Source organism: Sphingopyxis sp. QXT-31 (genome assembly GCF_001984035.1).
GTDB lineage: Bacteria > Pseudomonadota > Alphaproteobacteria > Sphingomonadales > Sphingomonadaceae > Sphingopyxis.
Genome location: NZ_CP019449.1, coordinates 932,134 through 950,165 on the forward strand (window position 1 = coordinate 932,134; position 18,032 = coordinate 950,165).

22 protein-coding genes are annotated in these 18,032 nt (G+C 66.3%); 17 read left to right on the top strand and 5 right to left on the bottom strand.

The features are described 5' to 3' along the window. Window positions 1–5: 5 nt before the first annotated feature. The 6 genes from maiA to BWQ93_RS04585 all read left to right on the top strand — a co-directional run bounded on the left by maiA (window position 6) and on the right by BWQ93_RS04585 (window position 5,651). The gene (gene maiA, locus BWQ93_RS04560; RefSeq protein ID WP_077029481.1) at window positions 6–638 is read left to right on the top strand and encodes a maleylacetoacetate isomerase; all 633 of its coding nucleotides are present in this window, start codon (window positions 6–8) and stop codon (window positions 636–638) included. Continuing rightward, window positions 635–2,701, top strand: coding sequence for a TonB-dependent receptor (locus tag BWQ93_RS04565; protein ID WP_077029482.1), 2,067 nt, complete (start codon window positions 635–637; stop codon window positions 2,699–2,701). The genes maiA and BWQ93_RS04565 overlap by 4 nt, the downstream gene beginning before the upstream one ends. Window positions 2,702–3,009: 308 nt before the next feature. Further along, window positions 3,010–3,456, top strand: coding sequence for a MarR family winged helix-turn-helix transcriptional regulator (locus BWQ93_RS04570; RefSeq protein WP_058808206.1), 447 nt, complete (start codon window positions 3,010–3,012; stop codon window positions 3,454–3,456). Beyond that, the gene (locus tag BWQ93_RS04575; RefSeq protein WP_077029483.1) at window positions 3,449–3,730 is read left to right on the top strand and encodes an HPr-rel-A system PqqD family peptide chaperone; all 282 of its coding nucleotides are present in this window, start codon (window positions 3,449–3,451) and stop codon (window positions 3,728–3,730) included. The genes BWQ93_RS04570 and BWQ93_RS04575 overlap by 8 nt, the downstream gene beginning before the upstream one ends. Beyond that, window positions 3,727–4,593 (top strand): HprK-related kinase A, encoded by an 867-nt coding sequence (locus tag BWQ93_RS04580; RefSeq protein WP_077029484.1) that lies wholly within the window; start codon window positions 3,727–3,729, stop codon window positions 4,591–4,593. The genes BWQ93_RS04575 and BWQ93_RS04580 overlap by 4 nt, the downstream gene beginning before the upstream one ends. Beyond that, complete coding sequence (locus BWQ93_RS04585; protein ID WP_077029485.1) at window positions 4,590–5,651, top strand: nucleotidyltransferase domain-containing protein; 1,062 nt, start codon at window positions 4,590–4,592, stop codon at window positions 5,649–5,651. The genes BWQ93_RS04580 and BWQ93_RS04585 overlap by 4 nt, the downstream gene beginning before the upstream one ends. Here the strand turns inward: BWQ93_RS04585 and BWQ93_RS04590 are convergent. Beyond that, window positions 5,648–6,313, bottom strand: coding sequence for an HAD-IA family hydrolase (locus tag BWQ93_RS04590; RefSeq protein ID WP_077029486.1), 666 nt, complete (start codon window positions 6,311–6,313; stop codon window positions 5,648–5,650). The genes BWQ93_RS04585 and BWQ93_RS04590 overlap by 4 nt on opposite strands. 161 nt (window positions 6,314–6,474) lie before the next feature. Between BWQ93_RS04590 and glmU the strand changes: the two genes are divergently transcribed. From glmU to BWQ93_RS04625, 7 genes are read left to right on the top strand one after another with little or no spacing between them, the layout of a single operon-like run. Continuing rightward, window positions 6,475–7,824 (top strand): bifunctional UDP-N-acetylglucosamine diphosphorylase/glucosamine-1-phosphate N-acetyltransferase GlmU, encoded by a 1,350-nt coding sequence (glmU, locus tag BWQ93_RS04595; RefSeq protein ID WP_232314736.1) that lies wholly within the window; start codon window positions 6,475–6,477, stop codon window positions 7,822–7,824. A gap of 4 nt (window positions 7,825–7,828) precedes the next feature. Beyond that, window positions 7,829–8,368, top strand: a complete 540-nt coding sequence (locus BWQ93_RS04600; RefSeq protein ID WP_077029488.1) for a GNAT family N-acetyltransferase — start codon at window positions 7,829–7,831, stop codon at window positions 8,366–8,368. Continuing rightward, the gene (locus tag BWQ93_RS04605) at window positions 8,365–8,679 is read left to right on the top strand and encodes a hypothetical protein (RefSeq protein WP_077029489.1); all 315 of its coding nucleotides are present in this window, start codon (window positions 8,365–8,367) and stop codon (window positions 8,677–8,679) included. The genes BWQ93_RS04600 and BWQ93_RS04605 overlap by 4 nt, the downstream gene beginning before the upstream one ends. Window positions 8,680–8,710: 31 nt before the next feature. Further along, window positions 8,711–9,088: a ribbon-helix-helix domain-containing protein gene (locus BWQ93_RS04610; RefSeq protein WP_077029490.1), complete on the top strand. Its 378-nt coding sequence runs from the start codon at window positions 8,711–8,713 to the stop codon at window positions 9,086–9,088. Continuing rightward, a complete protein-coding gene (locus BWQ93_RS04615) occupies window positions 9,085–9,465 on the top strand; it encodes a PIN domain-containing protein (protein ID WP_077029491.1) in 381 nt (126 codons plus the stop codon). Before BWQ93_RS04610 ends, BWQ93_RS04615 begins: the two co-directional genes overlap by 4 nt. Before the next feature lie 17 nt (window positions 9,466–9,482). Beyond that, the gene (gene glmS, locus BWQ93_RS04620; protein ID WP_077029492.1) at window positions 9,483–11,306 is read left to right on the top strand and encodes a glutamine--fructose-6-phosphate transaminase (isomerizing); all 1,824 of its coding nucleotides are present in this window, start codon (window positions 9,483–9,485) and stop codon (window positions 11,304–11,306) included. A gap of 20 nt (window positions 11,307–11,326) precedes the next feature. Next, complete coding sequence (locus BWQ93_RS04625; protein ID WP_077029493.1) at window positions 11,327–11,995, top strand: SMI1/KNR4 family protein; 669 nt, start codon at window positions 11,327–11,329, stop codon at window positions 11,993–11,995. Between the two features lie 25 nt (window positions 11,996–12,020). Here the strand turns inward: BWQ93_RS04625 and BWQ93_RS04630 are convergent, their stop codons facing one another. Then, a complete protein-coding gene (locus BWQ93_RS04630; protein WP_077029494.1) occupies window positions 12,021–12,209 on the bottom strand; it encodes a hypothetical protein in 189 nt (62 codons plus the stop codon). A gap of 69 nt (window positions 12,210–12,278) precedes the next feature. Here BWQ93_RS04630 and BWQ93_RS04635 point away from each other — a divergent pair, with 69 nt between their 5' ends. Together BWQ93_RS04635 and BWQ93_RS04640 are read left to right on the top strand one after the other, a co-directional pair. Next, window positions 12,279–12,947, top strand: a complete 669-nt coding sequence (locus tag BWQ93_RS04635) for an HAD family hydrolase (RefSeq protein WP_077029495.1) — start codon at window positions 12,279–12,281, stop codon at window positions 12,945–12,947. Window positions 12,948–13,383: 436 nt separating this feature from the next. After that, window positions 13,384–14,256, top strand: a complete 873-nt coding sequence (locus BWQ93_RS04640) for a dienelactone hydrolase family protein (protein WP_077029496.1) — start codon at window positions 13,384–13,386, stop codon at window positions 14,254–14,256. Window positions 14,257–14,274: 18 nt separating this feature from the next. On the opposite strand, the gene BWQ93_RS04645 is transcribed toward BWQ93_RS04640, so the two are convergent. From BWQ93_RS04645 to BWQ93_RS04655, 3 genes are all read right to left on the bottom strand, one after another. Further along, entirely contained in the window at window positions 14,275–14,730 is a 456-nt protein-coding gene (locus tag BWQ93_RS04645; RefSeq protein WP_077029497.1) for a DUF411 domain-containing protein, read from the bottom strand. A 60-nt stretch (window positions 14,731–14,790) separates the two neighbouring features. Then, window positions 14,791–15,756 carry an aldo/keto reductase gene (locus tag BWQ93_RS04650; protein WP_232314737.1) on the bottom strand — a complete coding sequence of 322 codons (966 nt, stop codon included), beginning with the start codon at window positions 15,754–15,756 and terminating at the stop codon, window positions 14,791–14,793. A 99-nt stretch (window positions 15,757–15,855) separates the two neighbouring features. Next, window positions 15,856–16,446 (bottom strand): LysE family translocator, encoded by a 591-nt coding sequence (locus BWQ93_RS04655; protein ID WP_077029499.1) that lies wholly within the window; start codon window positions 16,444–16,446, stop codon window positions 15,856–15,858. A gap of 73 nt (window positions 16,447–16,519) precedes the next feature. Here BWQ93_RS04655 and BWQ93_RS04660 point away from each other — a divergent pair, with 73 nt between their 5' ends. Beyond that, on the top strand, window positions 16,520–16,972 hold the full coding sequence (locus tag BWQ93_RS04660; RefSeq protein ID WP_077032203.1) for an Lrp/AsnC family transcriptional regulator: 453 nt from the start codon (window positions 16,520–16,522) through the stop codon (window positions 16,970–16,972). A gap of 67 nt (window positions 16,973–17,039) precedes the next feature. Continuing rightward, on the top strand, window positions 17,040–18,026 hold the full coding sequence (locus BWQ93_RS04665; RefSeq protein WP_077032204.1) for an LLM class flavin-dependent oxidoreductase: 987 nt from the start codon (window positions 17,040–17,042) through the stop codon (window positions 18,024–18,026). Window positions 18,027–18,032 lie beyond the last annotated feature (6 nt).

An 18,032-nucleotide genomic window follows, 5' to 3' on the forward strand; every position in this document is an offset into this window, starting at 1 on the left:
CGCGCATGACCCGCCTCGTCCTCCACGATTATTTCCGCTCTTCGGCCAGCTTTCGCGTGCGTATCGCGCTGAACCTCAAGGGGCTCGATTACGAGCGCGTCGAGATCAGCCTGATCGCGGGCGAGCAGCGCAGCGACGCCTATCTCGAGCTCAACGCGCAGGGCTTCGTGCCCTTGCTCGTCGCCGATGGCGAGACGATCATCCAGAGCCTGGCGATCATCGACTGGCTCGACCGCGCCTATCCCGAACCGCGGCTGATCCCCGACGAGCCGATGCCGCGCGCGGTCGCGCTGGCGCAGTCGCAGGTGATCGCGAGCGACATCCACCCGCTCAACAACCTCCGCGTCCTCAAATATCTGACCAGGGATCTCGGTCTCAACGAGCAGACCAAAGAGCGCTGGATTGCGACCTGGATCGCACAGGGTTTCGACGCGCTCGAAGCGATGGCAGGCGAGGGCGCTTATCTGGGCGGCGCGGCGCCGGGGATCGCCGACTGCTGCCTGGTGCCGCAGATGTACAATGCGCGGCGCTTCGAAGTGTCGCTCGAAGCCTATCCGCGGCTCGTGGAAATCGATGCTGCGTGCATGGAGCTTGAGGCGTTCCAGAAGGCGCATCCGGACGCGGTCAAGCCCGCGTGATCCGGCTGCTGACGGGGGCTGCGCTGCTGGCGATGCCGGCGGCTGCGATGGCGCAGGACGTACAGGCCGATCCGCTCGCGGCCGAAGACGACGGCGGCTGTTGCAGCTTCACTTTCCCGCGCCCGTCGACCGAGGAGATCGTCGTGCGCGGCAGCGGCGTTCTCCGCCCCGCGGACAGCGACACGGTCCAGACTTCCAGCCTGATCGCCTATCCCGAGCAGGGGCTCGGCGCGCGGATCGAGAACCGCCTGCGCGACGAAGCGGGCATCGTCCAGTTCCGTCGCTCCGACGGGCGCTCGGCGCACCCGACGAGCCAGGGCGTGACGCTGCGGGGGCTCGGCGGCAACGCCTCGGCGCGCGCGCTGGTGACGCTCGACGGCGTGCCGCAGGCCGACCCCTTCGGCGGCTGGGTCGCGTGGAGCGCCTATGACGCGATCAACCTCGGCGGCATTCTCGTCACGCGCGGCGGCGGCAGCGGCACCGACGGACCCGGCGCGCTCGCGGGCACGATCGGGCTCCATTCGAGCATGACCGACGGCGTCGAGGCGAGCGCCGCTTATGGCAGCCGCGACGGCTTGGATTTCTCTGCGTCGGCTGGCGGCGAGTTGGGGCGCGGACAAGTCGCCATCGACGGCCGCTACAGCCGCGGCGACGGTTTCATTCCGGTGGCGGAAGCCCAGCGCGGCCTCGTCGACCGCCCCGCGCCTTACGAACAGGGCGGGCTCGGCGTGCGGCTGCGCTTCGACGCGGGCGCCGACAGCCGCGTCGAGGCAAGCCTGCGGGGCTTCGCCGACCGCCGCGACCGCGGCACCGACTTCACCGCCAGCAAGACCGACGGCATCGACGCCAGCCTGCGCTTCGTCCACGATCCGGTCGGCGCGACGCAGTGGCTCGCGCTCGCCTATGTTCAGGTGCGCGATTTCGAGAGCGGTTTCGCGAGCGTCGCGGCGGGACGGAACAGCGTCGCGCCCGCGCTCTTCCAGCGCGTCCCGGCCACCGGGCTCGGCGCGCGCTTCGAGCTGCGTCCCGCGATCGGCGGAACCAACCCGCTGCGCGTCGGCGCGGACTGGCGCCGTACGACGGGCCGGACCGAGGAGGATTTTTTCTTCAGCGGTACCATCCCCGGCCGCCACCGCATCGCGGGGGGCAGCAGCGACACCGTCGGCGCCTTCGCGGAATGGACCGCGGGCGACGCCGACAACGGCCTGCTCTGGACGCTGAGCGGGCGCATCGACCATTGGTGGCTGGGCGCCGGCTATCGCCTCGAACGCAATATCGGCGGCACGACGATCACCGACCTGAACTTCAACGCACGCCAGGGCTGGGAAGGCAGTGGGCGCGCCGGCCTGCGCTGGACCTCGGACGCGCTGTCGCTTCGCGCCGCGGCCTATCGCGGCTGGCGCCTCCCGACGCTCAACGAACTCTACCGCCCCTTCCGCGTCGGCGCCGAGGTGACCATGGCGAACGAGATGCTCGAACCCGAACGCCTGTGGGGCGGCGAGGTCGGGATCGACTGGACCCAGGGCGGCACCAAGCTGTCGGCGACGCTGTTCGCCAACCATCTGTCGAACGCCATCGCCAATGTGACGCTCGCGCCCAACCTCAACCAGCGGCAGAATCTCGATGCGATCGACAGCAAGGGCATCGAATTTGCCGCCGAACAGCGGATCGGCCCCGCGACGCTCCGCGCGACTTATGCCTTCACCGACGCCGAGGTCGACGCGAAGGGCGCCGCCGCGGCGCTCGACGGCCGGAAGCCCGCGCAGATCGCGAAGCACGGCGGCAGCTTGAGTTTGCGCGGTAACGGCAGCGGACCGCTCGATGGCTTTGCGACACTGCGCTACATCGGCAAGCAGAATGAGGACGACCTCGGCCTGCTCGTGCTGGACGACGCACTGACGCTCGACGCCGGGCTGTCTTGGCGCATCTCGGATGCGATCAGGATCGAGGCGCGCGGCGAAAATCTGTTCGACGAGCTGGTCCCGGCGGCGATTTCCTCGGCAGGCATCGTCGAACGCGCGACGCCCCGTACTTTGTGGGTGGGCTTGCGGGCGACTTTCTAGGGTCAGGGAACGGCGGGTATGGCGCGTTAGCGGACATAAAGATCCTCCCCGCTTGCGGGGAGGGGGACCGCCCGCGAAGCGGGTGGTGGAGGGGGGCCTCGGCCTGAGGCGCCGCTCAAGGACGCCAACCCCCTCCGTCAGCGCTTCGCGCCGCCACCTCCCCACAAGTGGGGAGGATCGTCTTGTTCCCGCGCCAAAGCCGCCTCGTCTTCATATCGGCACAGAAATCCTATCGGCATCGGCATTGCGCCGCGATACCGCGCTGTCTAGGTTCGCCGCGCCGGGGCTGCGCGTGGGGAATGGAATTGATGGCCGCCAAGAAACTCAACCTCGACAACTTCCTGCCCTATCGGCTCTCGATCGCGTCGAACGCGCTGTCGGAGCGGATCGCGGCCGAATATCAGAACCGCTTCGGGCTCAAGATCCCCGAATGGCGGCTGATGGCGATCCTCGGCGAGGGCAAGCCCAAGACCCAGCGCGAGCTGGTCGAGGCGACGCGGATGGACAAGGTCACGGTCAATCGCGCCGCCAAGGCGCTCGCTGACCGCCAGCTCATCGCGCGCCAGGCGCATGAGGCCGACGGGCGCTCGCACCATCTCGAGCTCACCGCGACGGGCCGCGAACTCTACGATGCGATCGTCCCCGCCGCGCTCGCCAGCGAGGCGCGGCTGGAGACCAATATCACCGCTGCCGAGCGCGCGACGCTGCTCGCGATCCTCGCCAAGCTAACCGCCGCCGCCGAAGATTATGGCTGATCCGGCCTATCGCGCGGCGGAGGAGGGAGCGCTGCGCATCGAGCCGCTCGGCGAGCTCGCCGCGATCTTCGACCGCCGCTCGCAACAGACGCATCTCGTCACCCAGCCGATGCCCGAAATCCTCGCTGCGCTCGCCGGGGGGCCGTGCGACGCCGAGGGGCTCGCGGCGCGGCTCGCCGACAGCTTCGATCTCGACGGCGCGGGCGATGCCGCCGCGATCCTGAGCGAGCGGCTCAAGGAACTCGCGGCAATGGGGCTGGTGGAGCCCGCGTGAGGCACAGCATCCGCATCGCAGTCGGCCCGGTGCAGTTCCGCATCGGCAGCGACTGGGGCCAGCCCATCGCTGCGCTCGAGCGCCTCTACGCGGGCTATCCGCAGGACGATGGCCGTCCCGCCGACGCCACCGTGCGGCTCTACGCCAACCGTCCCTGGCGTCGCTGGCTGCGCCCGTCGGTGCATATCGGCGGCGATTATATCGTCCCCGATGCGCTGCCGCTGCCACTCTCGATGGGACTGCTCGCCGCCGAGATGGGGATGAACCTGCAGGTCGCGCTCGGCTGGCGGCGGCATTTGCTGCTTCATGCCAGCGCGGTCGCGAGGGAAGGGCGCAGCATCATAATGTCGGGCGCCTCGGGGTCGGGCAAGTCGACGCTCGCCGCGCTGCTCGGTGAGGCCGGCTGGCGGCTGATGGGCGACGAATTCACGCTGATCGATCCCGCCAGTGGCGACGCACTCGCCTTCCCGCGCGCGATAAGCCTCAAGAATGAGGCGATCGCCGAGGTCGAAGCCCGCGTCGAGCCGGCACGCCTCGGGCCGCTACTCGCAGGCACGCCGAAGGGCGATATTCGCCATCTGATTCCGCGTGCCGATGCGGTCGCGGCAATGCACGAACCCGTCCGCCCCGCGTTTCTGCTCTTTCCGCAATTCGGCGGCGCGCCCGCGATCGAGCGGATCGGCGAGGGCGAGGCCTTCGTCCGGCTGACCGAGGCCTCGACCAACTATATCGCGCTGGGCGAGGCGGGCTTTGCTGCGCTGACCCGGCTGGTGCGCGAGACCCCCGCCTTCACCATCGCCTATCCCGACAGCGCGACGGGGATGGCGCTGGTCGAGCAGCTCTACGTCGAGGCGCCGCGATGAGCGCGATCCACACCCTCGTCGACCTGCTCGCCGGCCGCCGCGACGCCGCCGACCTCGCTCCCCGCGACTGGGACGGCGTGATCGCCGTCGCCCGTGCCGAGGCCTTGCTCGCGACGCTCGCGCACCGGATCGACGGCGCTGACGTTCCTGAATCCGTCGCGCACCTGCTAGCTGACGCCCGCGCCGCCGCCGACGTCGCGACCGCGCAGGCCATGTGGGAAGCCGAAATGGCGCGCCGCGCGCTGGCCCGCGCGGGCGTCGATTTCGTGCTGCTCAAGGGCGCGGCTTATGCCGCGGCCGACCTGCCCTGCGCGCCGGGGCGCCAGATCGGCGACCTCGACATCCTTGTCGCGCGCGATGCCTTGCCGGCGGCCGAGGCAGCGCTGATCGGCGCGGGGTGGGAGTGGGTCAAGCAGGACGCCTATGACGACGCCTATTACCGCGACCATATGCACGAGCTGCCGCCACTGATCCACAAATTGCGCGACCGGATGATTGATGTGCACCATACGATCATCCCGCCCACCGCGCGCCCAAACCCCGATGCCGCGAGCATGCTCGATCGCGCGATCCTGCTGCCCAACGGGTACAAGGTTCTCCACCCCCTCGACCGCATGATCCACTGCGCGGCGCACCTCTTCGCCGACGGCGACCTCGCCGGGGGGCTGCGCAATCTGTGGGATTTCCACTGCCTGGCGCGCGATTTCCAGACGCGCGGCGATTGCGACAGCGACACGCCCGATGGCGCGCTCGGTTACGACGGGTGGCTCGGCGACATGAGCTATCGCGCCAAGCTTTGGGGCCTCGGCGCCGCAGTACGCCGCGCCTCGCACCTCTCTGCAGCGCTGTTCGGCGCCGACGGCGACTATCGCCGCCTCAGCTTTAGCGACCGGCTGTTCCTTGCCCGCCTGCTCGCGCGCGACGACTGGGGACGCGAGACGCGGCCCTTCCTGCGCCTCGCCTTCTACATCCGCTCGCACTGGCTGCGCATGCCGCCACCGATGCTGGCGCGCCATTTGTGGACGAAATGGCGGAAGGGCCGGAGCGCCGCGCGCTAGAGGCTTTCGAGCAGCGGGACCAGTTCGTCGTAATGGCCGATCACATGGTCGGCCTCGAACGCTTCGGCCGGCCGGGCGAGGAAGCCGAAGCCGACGAGGATGCTCGTCACCCCCGCGCGCTTTGCCGCGGTCACGTCGTAGATGCTGTCGCCGACGAACGCCGCCCGCCCACCGCCGCAGCGCGCGATCATCTCGTGGATCGGGGCGGGGGAGGGCTTCGCATTGTCGCGCCCCAGCGTGTCGCCGCCGATGATCGTCGCGAAGCGTTCGGCAAGGCCGATATCGCCGAGCAGCAGGCGGGCCAGCCGTTCGGTCTTGTTGGTCACCACTGCGGCCTTGACCCCCAGCGCATCGAGCTGGCCCAGCGCGTCGGTCAGGCCGGGAAAGGGCCGGCTGTGCACCGCGATATGCGCTTCGTAATAGGTCAGGAATGCCTCGAACAGCCGCTCGAAGTCGCCCTCGGGCACGCCCCCGGTCGCGACCAGCCCCTGTTCGAGCATATGCCGCCCGCCGAGCCCGATCATCGGCCGCACCTGAGCGACCGGTAGCGGCGCGCGGCCGACGAGGCTCAGCGCATGATTGACCCCCGCGGTCAGGTCGTCCGCGGTGTCGAGCAAAGTGCCGTCGAGATCGAAGCCGATGATGGCGAAGGGGAAGGGCATGCGCAGAACCTCTCTTTCCGTTCGTGTCGAGCGAAGTCGAGACACGCGAAGGCAAGCGCCCCGGATGGGCATTTCGACTTCGCTCGATGCGAACGGCGTTTGGGGAAGCGCATGGCGCGACGGTCTGGAAACCGCAACGATTTGCTGGCATGGCCACGCGCATGAGAAATCCGATCGCCGCCGTCATCCTTGCCGCGGGCAAGGGCACCCGCATGAAGTCCGACACGCACAAGGTGCTGCACCCGATCGCCGGGCGGCCGATGCTGCTGCACCTGATGGCGAGCGTCGATGCGCTCGACCCGGCGAAGAAGGTCGTGATCGTCGGCGACAAGGCCGAGCAGATCGAAGCCGCGCTCGCGGGCAGCGCCGACCTTGCGGTGCAGGAGCCGCAGCTCGGCACCGGCCATGCGGTGCAGCAGGCCGAAGATGCGCTGGCGGGCTTCGACGGCGATGTTCTGATCCTCTATGGCGATGTGCCCTTCGTGTCCGATGCGACGATGCGCAAAATGATCGACCGCCTCCACGCCGACGACGATCCTGCCGTCGTTGTCCTCACCTTTTTCACCGGCTATCCGCATCATTACGGCCGGGTGATCGGCGGCGAGGGCGACCAGATCGCTAAGATGGTCGAGTATAAGGACGCGACCAACGCCGAGCGCGCGTGCCAGAACTGCAATTCGGGGCTGATGGCGGTGCGCTCGCGCGACCTGTTCGCGCTGCTGACGCGCGTGACCGATGACAATGCGGCGAAGGAATATTACCTCGTGGACATCGTCAACCTCGCGCTGGGCGACGGCCGGCGCTGCGTATCGGTGCAGGCCGACGAACTCGAGGTTCAGGGGATCAACAGCCGCGGCGAACTCGCCGACGCCGAACGCTGGTGGCAAACGGAACGCCGCACCGCCGCGATGGCCGACGGCGCCAGCCTGACCGCCCCCGAGACCGTCTGGTTCGCCTGGGACACGGTGCTCGGCCGCGATGTGCTGGTCGAGCCCAATGTCTTCTTCGGTCCCGGCGTGACAGTGGCCGACGGCGTGAAGATCCGCGCCAATTGCCATATCGAGGGTGCGACGATCGGCACGGGCTGCGAGGTTGGCCCCTTCGCACGGCTGCGCCCCGGCACGGTTCTCGGCGAAAAGGCCAAGATCGGCAATTTCGTCGAAACCAAAAAGGCCGTGCTCGGCAAGGGCGCCAAGGCGAACCACCTCACTTATCTCGGCGATGCAACCGTCGGCGCAGGCGCCAATATCGGCGCGGGAACGATCACCTGCAATTATGACGGCTATTTCAAATATCGGACCGAGATCGGCGAGAACGCCTTCATCGGCAGCAACAGCGCGCTGATCGCCCCCGTCACCATCGGCCGCGACGCGATCGTCGCCGCGGGCAGCGCGGTGTCGCGCGACGTCGCCGCCGGAGACCTGCGCATGGTCCGCGCCGAACAGCTGGTCAAACCCGGCTGGGCCGACCGTTTCCACGACACGATGCGCAAGAAGAAGGCGGGCAAATAACCCCATGCCCGCGCCGACGCTGACCACCGCGCGCCTCGTGCTGCGCCAGCTACGCGAGGATGACGCCCCGGCGCTGTTCGCGGTGCTGTCCGATCCCGAGGTCATGACTTGGTGGTCGAGTGGCCCGCACGCATCGCTCGCCGAGACCGCGGACTATGTCAAATGCAATGCCGCCGAAGGGCAGGGCTTTCTGTGCTGGGCGATCACCGCGGGCGACGACGCGGCGCTCGGCTGGGTCATCCTGATCGACGGAAAGCCCGACGTGAAGGAGATCGGCTATATCCTGCGCCGTGATCGCTGGGGCGGCGGCATCGCGCGCGAGGCGGTGGCACGGGTGATCGACCATGGTTTCGGCGAGATGAAGCTGCGCCGTATCTTCGCCGACACCGATCCCGAAAACCCCGGCTCGATCGGATTGCTCGAAAGGCTGGGATTCCAGCGCGAAGGCCGGCTGCGCGGCGAATGGCAAACGCATATCGGCGTCCGCGATTCGCTGATCTATGGCCTGCTCCGCGATGAGTGGATATTGGAGAAGACGCGATGAGCGACCGTTACACCGACAAGCCCTTCCTGCGCTTCGTCGACGCCTATGTGCTGAAGGCGATCGGCCATCTCGACGCCGCGACCGACGCCTATTGCACCGCTATGGTGCCTAGCCTCGAAAAGAGCTTCGGGCTGAAAGGCACATGGCCGCAGATCGTCGCGCAGCAGATGAAATTTGCGCCAGATTTTCCGGCGCAGATCCTGAAGATCTGGGCCGAAGGCAAGGCGCGCTTCGCGGCGGGCCAGGGCGAGGCGGCGGATCCCGTGCAGTTCGCGATGTATTTCGTCGACCGGAATTTCGGGCGGGCTTGACATGATATCATGATATGATATCAGTATATCAATGACCCGGATCCTCGCCGACCTGCCTGACGACGACATCAAGTGGCTCGACCAGCTCGCTGCCGAGCAAGGAAAATCGCGGGCGGCGATCTTGCGCGAAGCGGTGAGGGGTTATCGCGCCGAAATGCATCCGGATACCGGAAAGAAATGGCTTGAAATCGGGTTTGGGGCATGGAGGGATCGCACCGATATAGGTGATGCCGTCGAATGGCAGCGGCGCGAGCGCGCGTCGTGGACCCGTCCGTGGGATGACGATTACGAGGATGTGAAGGCCGAATTTCCTGACCTGTTTGATGCCGAAGACGATCGTCAGCGCCAAATTCATCTGGACATGTTGGCAGGGAAATATCCCGAACCGAAAAAGCCGCGTGCCAAGTGAGCGGATTTAGCTTCGATTCCAACATCATCATCGACGCGCTGGCCGGATTTGGACCGGCACGGGCGGAAATAGACCGCGCGACCGATTTCGGCGCGCGCGCGTGGATCAGCCGCGCCGTGTGGATCGAGGTCATGTCGAAAGGCGACGGTGATGGCCTTTGGCGGGCCGAAACCTTGTTATCGGGGTTCAGCATCGACGAAGTCGATGCGGAGGTCGGCCGACGGGCCGCCGCCTTGCGCCGCGAGAGGGGAAGGATGAAGGCGATGGATGCCATCATTCTTGCCACGGCCCAACTCCGCGGACGCGTCCTCGTTACCCGCAACACCAAAGATTTTCCGGCCGAAATGCCGGGGATTCGCGTCCCCTATACGCTCTGATAGAAAGCCAGACCCACATGTGCGGAATCATCGGAATCGTCGGCAAAGACCAGGTCGCGGATCGCCTCGTCGACGGCCTCAAGCGCATGGAATATCGCGGCTATGATTCGGCGGGCGTGTGCACGGTCGAGGGCGGCCAGCTCGTCCGCCGCCGCGCCGAGGGGAAGCTCGGCAACCTGGTGAAGGAACTTGCAGGCAATCCCGCGCCCGGCCTCGTCGGTATCGCGCACACGCGCTGGGCGACGCACGGTGCGCCGACGACGAGCAACGCGCACCCGCATGCGACGGGCGAGGTCGCGCTGGTCCACAACGGGATCATCGAGAATTTTAAGCCGCTGCGCGAGGCGCTGCAGGCGCGCGGCCGCAGCTTCGAGAGCGAGACCGACACCGAGGTCGTCGCGCACCTCGTCAGCGAGCAGGTCGAGGCGGGCAGGTCGCCGACCGAGGCGGTGCAGGCCGTCCTCCCGCAACTCCGCGGCGCCTTCGCGCTCGCCATCGCCTTCCGCCAGCATCCTGACCTGCTCATCGGCGCCCGCCTCGGCTCGCCGCTCGTCGTCGGTTATGGCGAGGGCGAGACCTATCTCGGCAGCGACGCGCTCGCGCTCGCCCCGCTGACGCAGAAGATCGCCTATCTCGACGAAGGCGACTGGGTCATCATCACCCGCGAGGGTGCGCAGATCTTCGACAGCGCCAACAACCCGGTGACGCGCGAGATCACCACCAGCGGCGTCACCGCGGCGACGATCGAGAAGGGCAATTACCGCCACTTCATGCAGAAAGAGATTTTCGAGCAGCCGACCGTCGTCGCGCAGACGCTCTCTTCCTACATCCGCCCGCTCGAACAGACCGTCGCGCTGCCGCAGATGGATTTCGACCTCAGCATAATCGACCGCATCACCATCGTCGCCTGCGGCACCAGCTTCTACGCCGGCATGGTCGCCAAATATTGGTTCGAAACCTTCGCGCGCGTGCCCGTCGACATCGATGTCGCCTCGGAGTTCCGCTACCGCGACCCGGTGCTCCAGCCCGGCGGGCTCGCGCTCTTCATCTCGCAGTCGGGCGAGACCGCCGACACGCTGGCGGCGCTGCGCCACTGCAAGGTGAACGGCCAGACGATCGCCGTCGTGGTCAACGTCCCGACGAGCAGCATGGCGCGCGAGGCCGACCTGCTGCTCCCGACGCATGCGGGCCCCGAGATCGGCGTCGCCTCGACCAAGGCCTTCACCTGCCAGCTGGCGGTGCTCGCCGCGCTCGCCGCGCATCTCGCGCTCAAGAAAGGCAAGCTCAGCGCCGAGGAGGAGCGCGAGATCGTCAAACATCTGATCGAGGCCCCCGCCGCGCTCAACGCCGCGCTGAGCCACGACGAGGAGATTGCGGCGATGGCCCACCTCGTCGCCCCGGCGCGCGACGTGCTCTACCTCGGCCGCGGTCCCGACTATCCGCTGGCATTGGAAGGCGCGCTCAAGCTCAAGGAAATCAGCTATATCCACGCCGAGGGCTATGCCTCGGGCGAGATGAAGCACGGCCCGATCGCGCTGATCGACGAGGCGGTCCCGGTGATTGTCCTCGCGCCGAGCGGCCCGCTCTTCGAAAAGACCGTCAGCAACATGCAGGAGGTGATGGCGCGCGGCGGCAAGATCGTCCTGATCAGCGACGCCGACGGCATTGCGGAGGCCGGCGACGGCTGCATGGCTACGATCGAAATGCCCAAGGTGCATCCGTTGATTGCTCCCTTGGTGTACGCAGTTCCGGTGCAGCTCTTGGCCTACCATGTCGCGGTGGCGAAGGGGACCGATGTCGACCAGCCGCGCAATCTGGCGAAGTCGGTGACGGTGGAATAATTGGATCGGGAGCTTGGGTCATGGCGAAGATATTCCACGACTTTGATCTTGCAGCCTTTTGGGAAGATTCGGATTGGGCCGATGAAGAGTATGTCGAGCCCTTTCCAACTCCCGAGATCATCCGATCGGTCGAAGATGAGCTCGGGTATAAATTGCCTCTCGCTTATATCGAGTTGATGCAGTCGCAAAACGGCGGTTGTCCCCTCAACACTTGCCACCGAACTTCCACGCCGACCTCGTGGGCCGAGGATCACGTGGCAATATCGGGTTTTAAGGGGATCGGCCGGACAAAGATATGGTCGCTGTGCGGCGAGCTTGGGAGCCGTCAATCCAATGACGAATGGGGTTATCCAGACATCGGGATTTACTTCGGCGACTGCCCCTCAGCTGGTCACGACATGCTTTGCCTCGACTATCGCGAATGCGGGCCATCCGGTGAACCCCAGGTCGTTCATGTTGACCAGGAATGCGATTATCGGATTACTCATGTCGCTGACAATTTCGAGGCATTCGTTCTCGGGTTGGAGCCAGAAGACACTTTTGATTTTGAAGTAGATGAATTGAAGCCAGCACCAAAGGTGATTTCAGCTTGGATCGATCCTGATTTTGCGAAGGAACACGGCGTCGACATGTCTGACGAGGCTGCGTCCAAGCTGCCTTGGAGAGGCCCCCGACATCGCGAAGAGTGACCGTTCCTATTTCTGATCGACCACTTCAATTCCCCTTGTTTGCCTGCTCCAAAATCGACGCCGCAATCTCCTCCATCTTGCCGACGATCAGCAGCGGCGCGCCGCCGACCATGCCGATCTGCGTCTGACCGTTCTCATAGTCGCGCAGCCACGCGACATTGTCGGCGACGACCAGATAATTGCCGCCGCGGGATTTGAGCTCGATGAACTTCATGATTGCGTCTCCTGTCGCCTTGGCCTTTAGCGCCGACAGGTTGCATTCGCATAAACAGGACCCGCGCAGATGACCCCCGTCGCCATCATCTTCGACTTCGACGGCGTCATCGCCGACAGCGAGGCGCGCGCGAACCTCTCGCTCGCCGAAAGCCTGACCGAGATCGGCATGCCGACGACCTATGACGAATCCTTGCGCGACTATTATGGCCACAACTGGCAAGAGACGCAGCGGCGGATCGAGGCGCGCTTCGGCCGCCCGCTGCCCGCCGATTTCCGCGAGCGGCACCGCGAGCGGGCAAGGGCGCGCTTCATGGAGGGCTTCGACGCGGTGCCCGGTGCGTCCGCCTTCCTCCGTACGCTGGGGCCGATGCCGCGCGCGATCGCCTCGTCGAGCCGCGCCGAATATATCGGCTGGGCGCTTGGGCTGTTCGGGCTCGGCCATCATTTCGGGGGGCATGTCTACAGCGCCGACGGCTGGGACCGCGGCAAGCCCTTTCCCGACATCTACCTCGCCGCCGCCAAGGGGCTCGGCGTCGATCCGGCGCAGTGCCTGGCGATCGAGGATTCGCCGACCGGCGCCCGCGCTGCGATCGCCGCAGGGATGACCGTCATCGGCTTCTGCGGCGCCGGCCACATCGTCGACCGCGCCGCGCATGGCGCGATGCTCCGCCAGGTCGGCGTGCACCATGTGGCGCTGAGCTTCGACGAGATCGCGCTTCCGCTGTTTTCCGCCTGATCCTCCCTGTCGCGGAGCGATGGGCAGGGGGACCGCTCGCGAAGCGAGTGGTGGAGGGGCAGCGACGCCGGGTCATCGCCCCTCTGTCAGCGGCTCCGCCGCTGCCACCTCCCCATGGCTGCGCCACAGGGAGGATCGGATGCAAAAAGCGCTGTCCTAAAAAACATCGCCATATTAGCGTGATGACGACTCCAAGCTACGCCCGCCTTGGGCAGAGCCGAAAAGGTCGATCACGAATGAAGTTACGCAGTTTTCTGCCATTTCCTGTGCGCGAAACAATGCGTGTTCCCCGGCGAAAGCCGGGGCCCAGTCGAGCTGCGCGCCTTCGTCGCCATGGACCCCGGCTTTCGCCGGGGATCCAGAACTAAAACGCGAATCCACTATTAAGTTCGGCGGTTTTCCGCCGCTTTCGAAAAGCCCCCCAAGGAGAGACGCCATGTGCACCCACGATACCGAAGCCGACCTCGACCGCGCCGGGCTGCCCGTCGGGCGCCGCGGCTTTACCGCGCTCGCGGGCGCCGGCGCGTTGATGGCGGCGCTGCCCGCGCGCGCGATCGAGGGCAGGGCGCTGGTGCGCCGCGACGTGACGATCACCACCGCCGACGGCACCTGCGACGCCTATTTCGTCGCGCCCGCCGAGGGCAAGCATCCGGGCGTGGTCGTGTGGCCCGACATCCGCGGCCTGCGCCCCGCCTTTCGCCAGATGGCCGACCGGCTGGCGGGCGAGGGCTATGCGGTGCTGACCGTAAACCCCTTCTACCGCTGGCAGAAATCGCCGGTGGTCGACGCCGCGAACGACTGGAGCAATCCCGAAGTGCGCGAGAAACTCTTCGGCTACTTGAAGCAGCTGACCCGGCCGGTCGTCGAGACCGATGCCAAAGCGCATCTCGCCTTTCTCGACGCGCAGAAGGAGGTCGATAGCAAGCGGCGGATCGGCACCACCGGCTATTGCATGGGCGGCGCGATGACGATCTACACCGCCGCGCTCAACCCGAACCGCGTCGGCGCGGCGGCGAGCTTCCACGGCGGCGGTGTCGCGACCCACAAGCCCGACAGCCCGCATTTGCTGATCGACGATACCAACGCGGGCTATCTCTTCGCGATCGCCGACAACGACGACAAGGAAACCCCGAACGAGAAGGTCCTGCTGGCCGAGGCGCTGAAGCCGTCGCCCCACTGGCACGAGGTCGAAGTCTATGCCGGCGCGATGCACGGCTGGTGCCCGCCCGACGGCCGCGCCTATAACGAGGCGGCGGCCGAAAAGGCGTGGGGGCGCATGCTCGAACTGTTCAAGGCCGAGCTGGCCTGAGTATGGGGCGGCGGCGGTTCAGCCGCCGCTCGCGGCGTAGCTCGCATAGATGCGCTGGCCGCCCGGGCCGAAGGTCATGACTTTATAGGCTTCGCGGATATTCCGATACTCCATGCCCGGCGATCCCGTCGGCATGCCCGCGACCGCGAGGCCTTTGACGCCCTTGGGCTTTTCCTTGAGCAGCCGGGCGATTTCGCGGGCAGGGACATGCCCCTCGATCACATAACCGCCGACGAGGACGGTGTGGCAGCTGCGCAGCGCGTCGGGGACGCCCTGCTTGTCCTTGACCGCGTCCATATCGGCCGCGTTGACCACGGTCACCTTCGCCCCGAACGAGGTCTTCACCAGTGCGAGCCATTTGAGGCAGCAGCCACACCCGGCGTCGCGGAACATCGTCGGGTCGGCGGCGTGCGCAGTGCCGATGATGCTGGCAAAGGCGGCGAGGGCGAAAAAGGTGCGGCGGGCGGGGGACATCGGGCTTCCTTCCGGGATAATCCGGTCAGGATAGCAAAGGCCCCCCGCGACGCAAGGCGCTCACCCCATCGGATAAAGAATGTCGCGGCTCACCTGGTGCAGCGCGCTCATCACATCGTCGCTCAGCACCAGATCCTTGGCCGCCAGGATCGGATCGACCTGGTCATAAACGCTGACCCCCACGATCGTCGAGGCGACGAAATCATGCTGCTTCGACCAGGCCGTCGCCATCGTAACCGGATGCAGCCCCGCCTCCTCGGCGATCTTGAGATAACGCTCGGTCGCGGCGAGGCTCTTGTCGTTGACGAAGCGGCGACCCATCGCCGCCTGCCGCCCTTCCATGCCGAGATAGCGCGAGAAGCGCGCGCCGTCGGGCTTCGCGCCGCCCTGATATTTGCCCGACAGCACACCGCCGGCGAGCGGCGAATAGGGGATCAGGCTGACGCCTTCCTGCCGGCACACCTGCTTGAGTTCATCCTCGAAGCGGCGGTTGTTGAGGCTGAAATTATTCTGGATCGTGTGATAGCGCGCCACGCCCAAGCGCTCCGACTCCGCAAGCGATTTCATCAGCCCCCAACTCGTCTCGTTCGAACAGCCGAGGATGCGCACCTTGCCCGCGCGGACCAGCTCGTCGAGCGCGTCCATCATCTCGTCATAGGGCGCATCATGGTCGGGCCAGTGCGTCTGGTAGAGATCGACATAATCGGTCTGCAGTCGCGTCAGGCTGTCGTCGATCGCCTGGAAGATATTCTTGCGGTCGAGCGCGGTCATGCCATTGCGGCACGGCGACTTGAACCAGACATGGCTCGGCCCAGATACTTTTGTCGCGAGGATGATCGCATCGCGCGGCTTGGTCTTCAGCCAGCGCCCGACGATCTCCTCGGTGCGTCCCACCCACTTCGTATCGGGCGGCACCGGATAACCCTCGGCGGTGTCGTAGAAATTGATGCCCTCGTCGAAGCAACGGTCGAGGACGCGGAAGGCTTCGGCCTCGTCGGTCTGGCTGCCGAAGGTCATCGTTCCCATGCAGATATCGGACACATGGATGGCGCTTTTGCCAAGACGGCGGGTCTGCATGATCTTGTCTCTCCGGTCGCGAGCGATGTCGCGCCGGGATTTAAGCGATCAGATCAGAAGCGCAAGCGATCCGACGAGCAGCGCCGCCATCGTCCCGTTGAACGCCTTCAGCCGCGCCGGGCTCGACAGCCAGCCGCGCAGCGCGGTGCCCATCACCGCCCAGATGCTCGTCGAGGGCAGGTTGACGATGCCAAATACGATCGCGACGAGCAGTACCGCGACGAAATTGCGGTCGGGCGCGTAGAGCGCGATGGCGGACAACGCCATCGTCCACGCTTTGGGGTTGACCCACTGGAACAGCATCGCCTGGACAAAGGTCATCGGCTTACCGCGCGGGCTCTCGCCCTCGCCGGGCGCCGCGGCATTGGCGATCTTCCACGCGAGCCAGAGCAGATAGGCGACGCTCACGATCTTGAGCACCGTGTTGAGCTCCGGGAACAAATCGAACAGCCCCATCAGCCCGACCCCGACGAGGACGATCATCAGCGTGAAGCCGAAACCGACGCCCAGCGCATGCGGCACCGTGCGGCGCAGGCCGAAATTGGCGCCCGATGCCATCAGCATCATATTGTTCGGCCCCGGCGTGATTGACGAGACGAGCGCGAAGGCGGAGAGCGCGGCGAGAGTGGTCTGTTCCATGCGCGCAACATAATGCGTTTCGATGCGCGACGGATTGCAAAGATACGTAGTTATCGGCTAGATTATGCAATCGATGACCAAGATCGACGCCATTGGCCGCAAGATATTGCAGGAACTGTCGCGCGACGGGCGAATCTCGAACCTCGAGCTCGCCGAGCGCGTCGGGCTGTCGCCTTCGGCGTGCCTGCGCCGCGTGCAGGATCTCGAACGCAGCGGGGTGATCAAGGGCTATCGCGCGGTGCTCGACCCCGCGAAGCTCGGGCTGACCTTCATGGCCTATGTCGCGGTCGGGCTGTCGACCCATACCAAGAAGGCGCAGGGCGATTTCGAAGCCGCGATGGCCGAGGCGGCCGAGGTGCGCGAGTGCCATAACATCACCGGCACGATCGAATATCTGCTGCGCATCGAAACCGCAGACCTCGCGGCCTACAAGCATTTCCACACCGAGGTGCTCGGCGTGCTGCCGCAGGTGCATTCGATCACCACCTATGTGCTGATGGAATCGCCGAAGGACGAGCGGGCGTAGAATTTCTTGGCCGCGCCTGCGAAGCGCTATGGTTGAACCGGGCGCCCTGCGTCCGCATATCGGTTTCATGCTGAAACTCTCCCTGCTCGACCTCGTACCCGTCACCGACACCGGAACGATCGCTCAGTCGCTCGCCAATGCCGCCGATCTCGCACGGCACGCAGAGGCGCTCGGTTACGGCCGCTACTGGGTCGCCGAGCATCATGGCATGCAGGGGATCGCCAGCGCCGCGACCGCAGTCGTGCTCGCGCATATCGGCCATGCGACGTCGAGCATCCGCATCGGCTCGGCGGGGATCATGCTGCCCAACCATGCCCCGATGGTCATCGCCGAGCAGTTCGGCACGCTGGAAGCACTTTTCCCGGGCCGTATCGACCTCGGTCTCGGCCGCGCGCCGGGTTCGGACGGCGTCGTCGCGCGCGCACTACGCCGCAACCTCGCCAGCGACGAGCGGCAATTCCCGCAGGACGTCGTCGAATTGCAGGCCTTCCTCGCCGGCGACGAACGGCTCGGCATCCGCGCGGTGCCGGGCGAGGGAACAAACGTCCCAATCTGGATCCTGGGGTCGAGCCTGTTCGGCGCGCAGCTCGCGGCGATGCTCGGGCTGCCTTACGCGTTCGCCAGCCATTTCGCGCCCGACGCGCTCGACGAGGCGCTCGACGTCTATCGCCGCCAGTTCAAGCCGTCGGAGCAGCTCGCCGAGCCCTATGCCGCGGCAGCGTTCAACATCTTCGCCGCCGACACCCGCGAGCAGGCCGAACTGCTCGCCTCGTCGCAGCAGCAGGCGTTCGTCGCGCTGCGCACCGGCAACCCTGGCAAGATGAAACCGCCGCTCGCGGGTTACAAGGACAGCCTGCCGCCTAATGCGCGCGCGATCCTCGACCATGTGCTGCAATGTTCGGCGGTCGGCACCGTCGATGATGTCCGCGACGGGCTCAAGGCGTTCGTCGCGCGCACCGGAGTGGATGAAGTGGTCGTGGCATCCTCGATGTACGATCACGAGGCGCGCAAGCACTCGGTCGCGCTGGCAATGGAAGCGGCGAAGAGCCTTTAGTTCCCG

Excerpts from the sequence above, each read along its gene's own strand:
- BWQ93_RS04655 (WP_077029499.1), bottom strand. The coding sequence starts at position 16,446 with ATGGAACAGACCACTCTCGCCGCGCTCTCCGCCTTCGCGCTCGTCTCG.
- BWQ93_RS04665 (WP_077032204.1), top strand. The coding sequence starts at position 17,040 with ATGCTGAAACTCTCCCTGCTCGACCTCGTACCCGTCACCGACACCGGA.
- BWQ93_RS04635 (WP_077029495.1), top strand. The coding sequence starts at position 12,279 with ATGACCCCCGTCGCCATCATCTTCGACTTCGACGGCGTCATCGCCGAC.
- BWQ93_RS04625 (WP_077029493.1), top strand. The coding sequence starts at position 11,327 with ATGGCGAAGATATTCCACGACTTTGATCTTGCAGCCTTTTGGGAAGAT.
- maiA (WP_077029481.1), top strand. The coding sequence starts at position 6 with ATGACCCGCCTCGTCCTCCACGATTATTTCCGCTCTTCGGCCAGCTTT.
- BWQ93_RS04630 (WP_077029494.1), bottom strand. The coding sequence starts at position 12,209 with ATGAAGTTCATCGAGCTCAAATCCCGCGGCGGCAATTATCTGGTCGTC.
- glmS (WP_077029492.1), top strand. The coding sequence starts at position 9,483 with ATGTGCGGAATCATCGGAATCGTCGGCAAAGACCAGGTCGCGGATCGC.
- BWQ93_RS04600 (WP_077029488.1), top strand. The coding sequence starts at position 7,829 with ATGCCCGCGCCGACGCTGACCACCGCGCGCCTCGTGCTGCGCCAGCTA.
- BWQ93_RS04590 (WP_077029486.1), bottom strand. The coding sequence starts at position 6,313 with ATGCCCTTCCCCTTCGCCATCATCGGCTTCGATCTCGACGGCACTTTG.
- BWQ93_RS04575 (WP_077029483.1), top strand. The coding sequence starts at position 3,449 with ATGGCTGATCCGGCCTATCGCGCGGCGGAGGAGGGAGCGCTGCGCATC.
- BWQ93_RS04605 (WP_077029489.1), top strand. The coding sequence starts at position 8,365 with ATGAGCGACCGTTACACCGACAAGCCCTTCCTGCGCTTCGTCGACGCC.
- BWQ93_RS04645 (WP_077029497.1), bottom strand. The coding sequence starts at position 14,730 with ATGTCCCCCGCCCGCCGCACCTTTTTCGCCCTCGCCGCCTTTGCCAGC.
- BWQ93_RS04650 (WP_232314737.1), bottom strand. The coding sequence starts at position 15,756 with ATGGGAACGATGACCTTCGGCAGCCAGACCGACGAGGCCGAAGCCTTC.
- glmU (WP_232314736.1), top strand. The coding sequence starts at position 6,475 with ATGAGAAATCCGATCGCCGCCGTCATCCTTGCCGCGGGCAAGGGCACC.
- BWQ93_RS04660 (WP_077032203.1), top strand. The coding sequence starts at position 16,520 with ATGACCAAGATCGACGCCATTGGCCGCAAGATATTGCAGGAACTGTCG.
- BWQ93_RS04610 (WP_077029490.1), top strand. The coding sequence starts at position 8,711 with ATGACCCGGATCCTCGCCGACCTGCCTGACGACGACATCAAGTGGCTC.
- BWQ93_RS04570 (WP_058808206.1), top strand. The coding sequence starts at position 3,010 with ATGGCCGCCAAGAAACTCAACCTCGACAACTTCCTGCCCTATCGGCTC.
- BWQ93_RS04585 (WP_077029485.1), top strand. The coding sequence starts at position 4,590 with ATGAGCGCGATCCACACCCTCGTCGACCTGCTCGCCGGCCGCCGCGAC.
- BWQ93_RS04640 (WP_077029496.1), top strand. The coding sequence starts at position 13,384 with ATGTGCACCCACGATACCGAAGCCGACCTCGACCGCGCCGGGCTGCCC.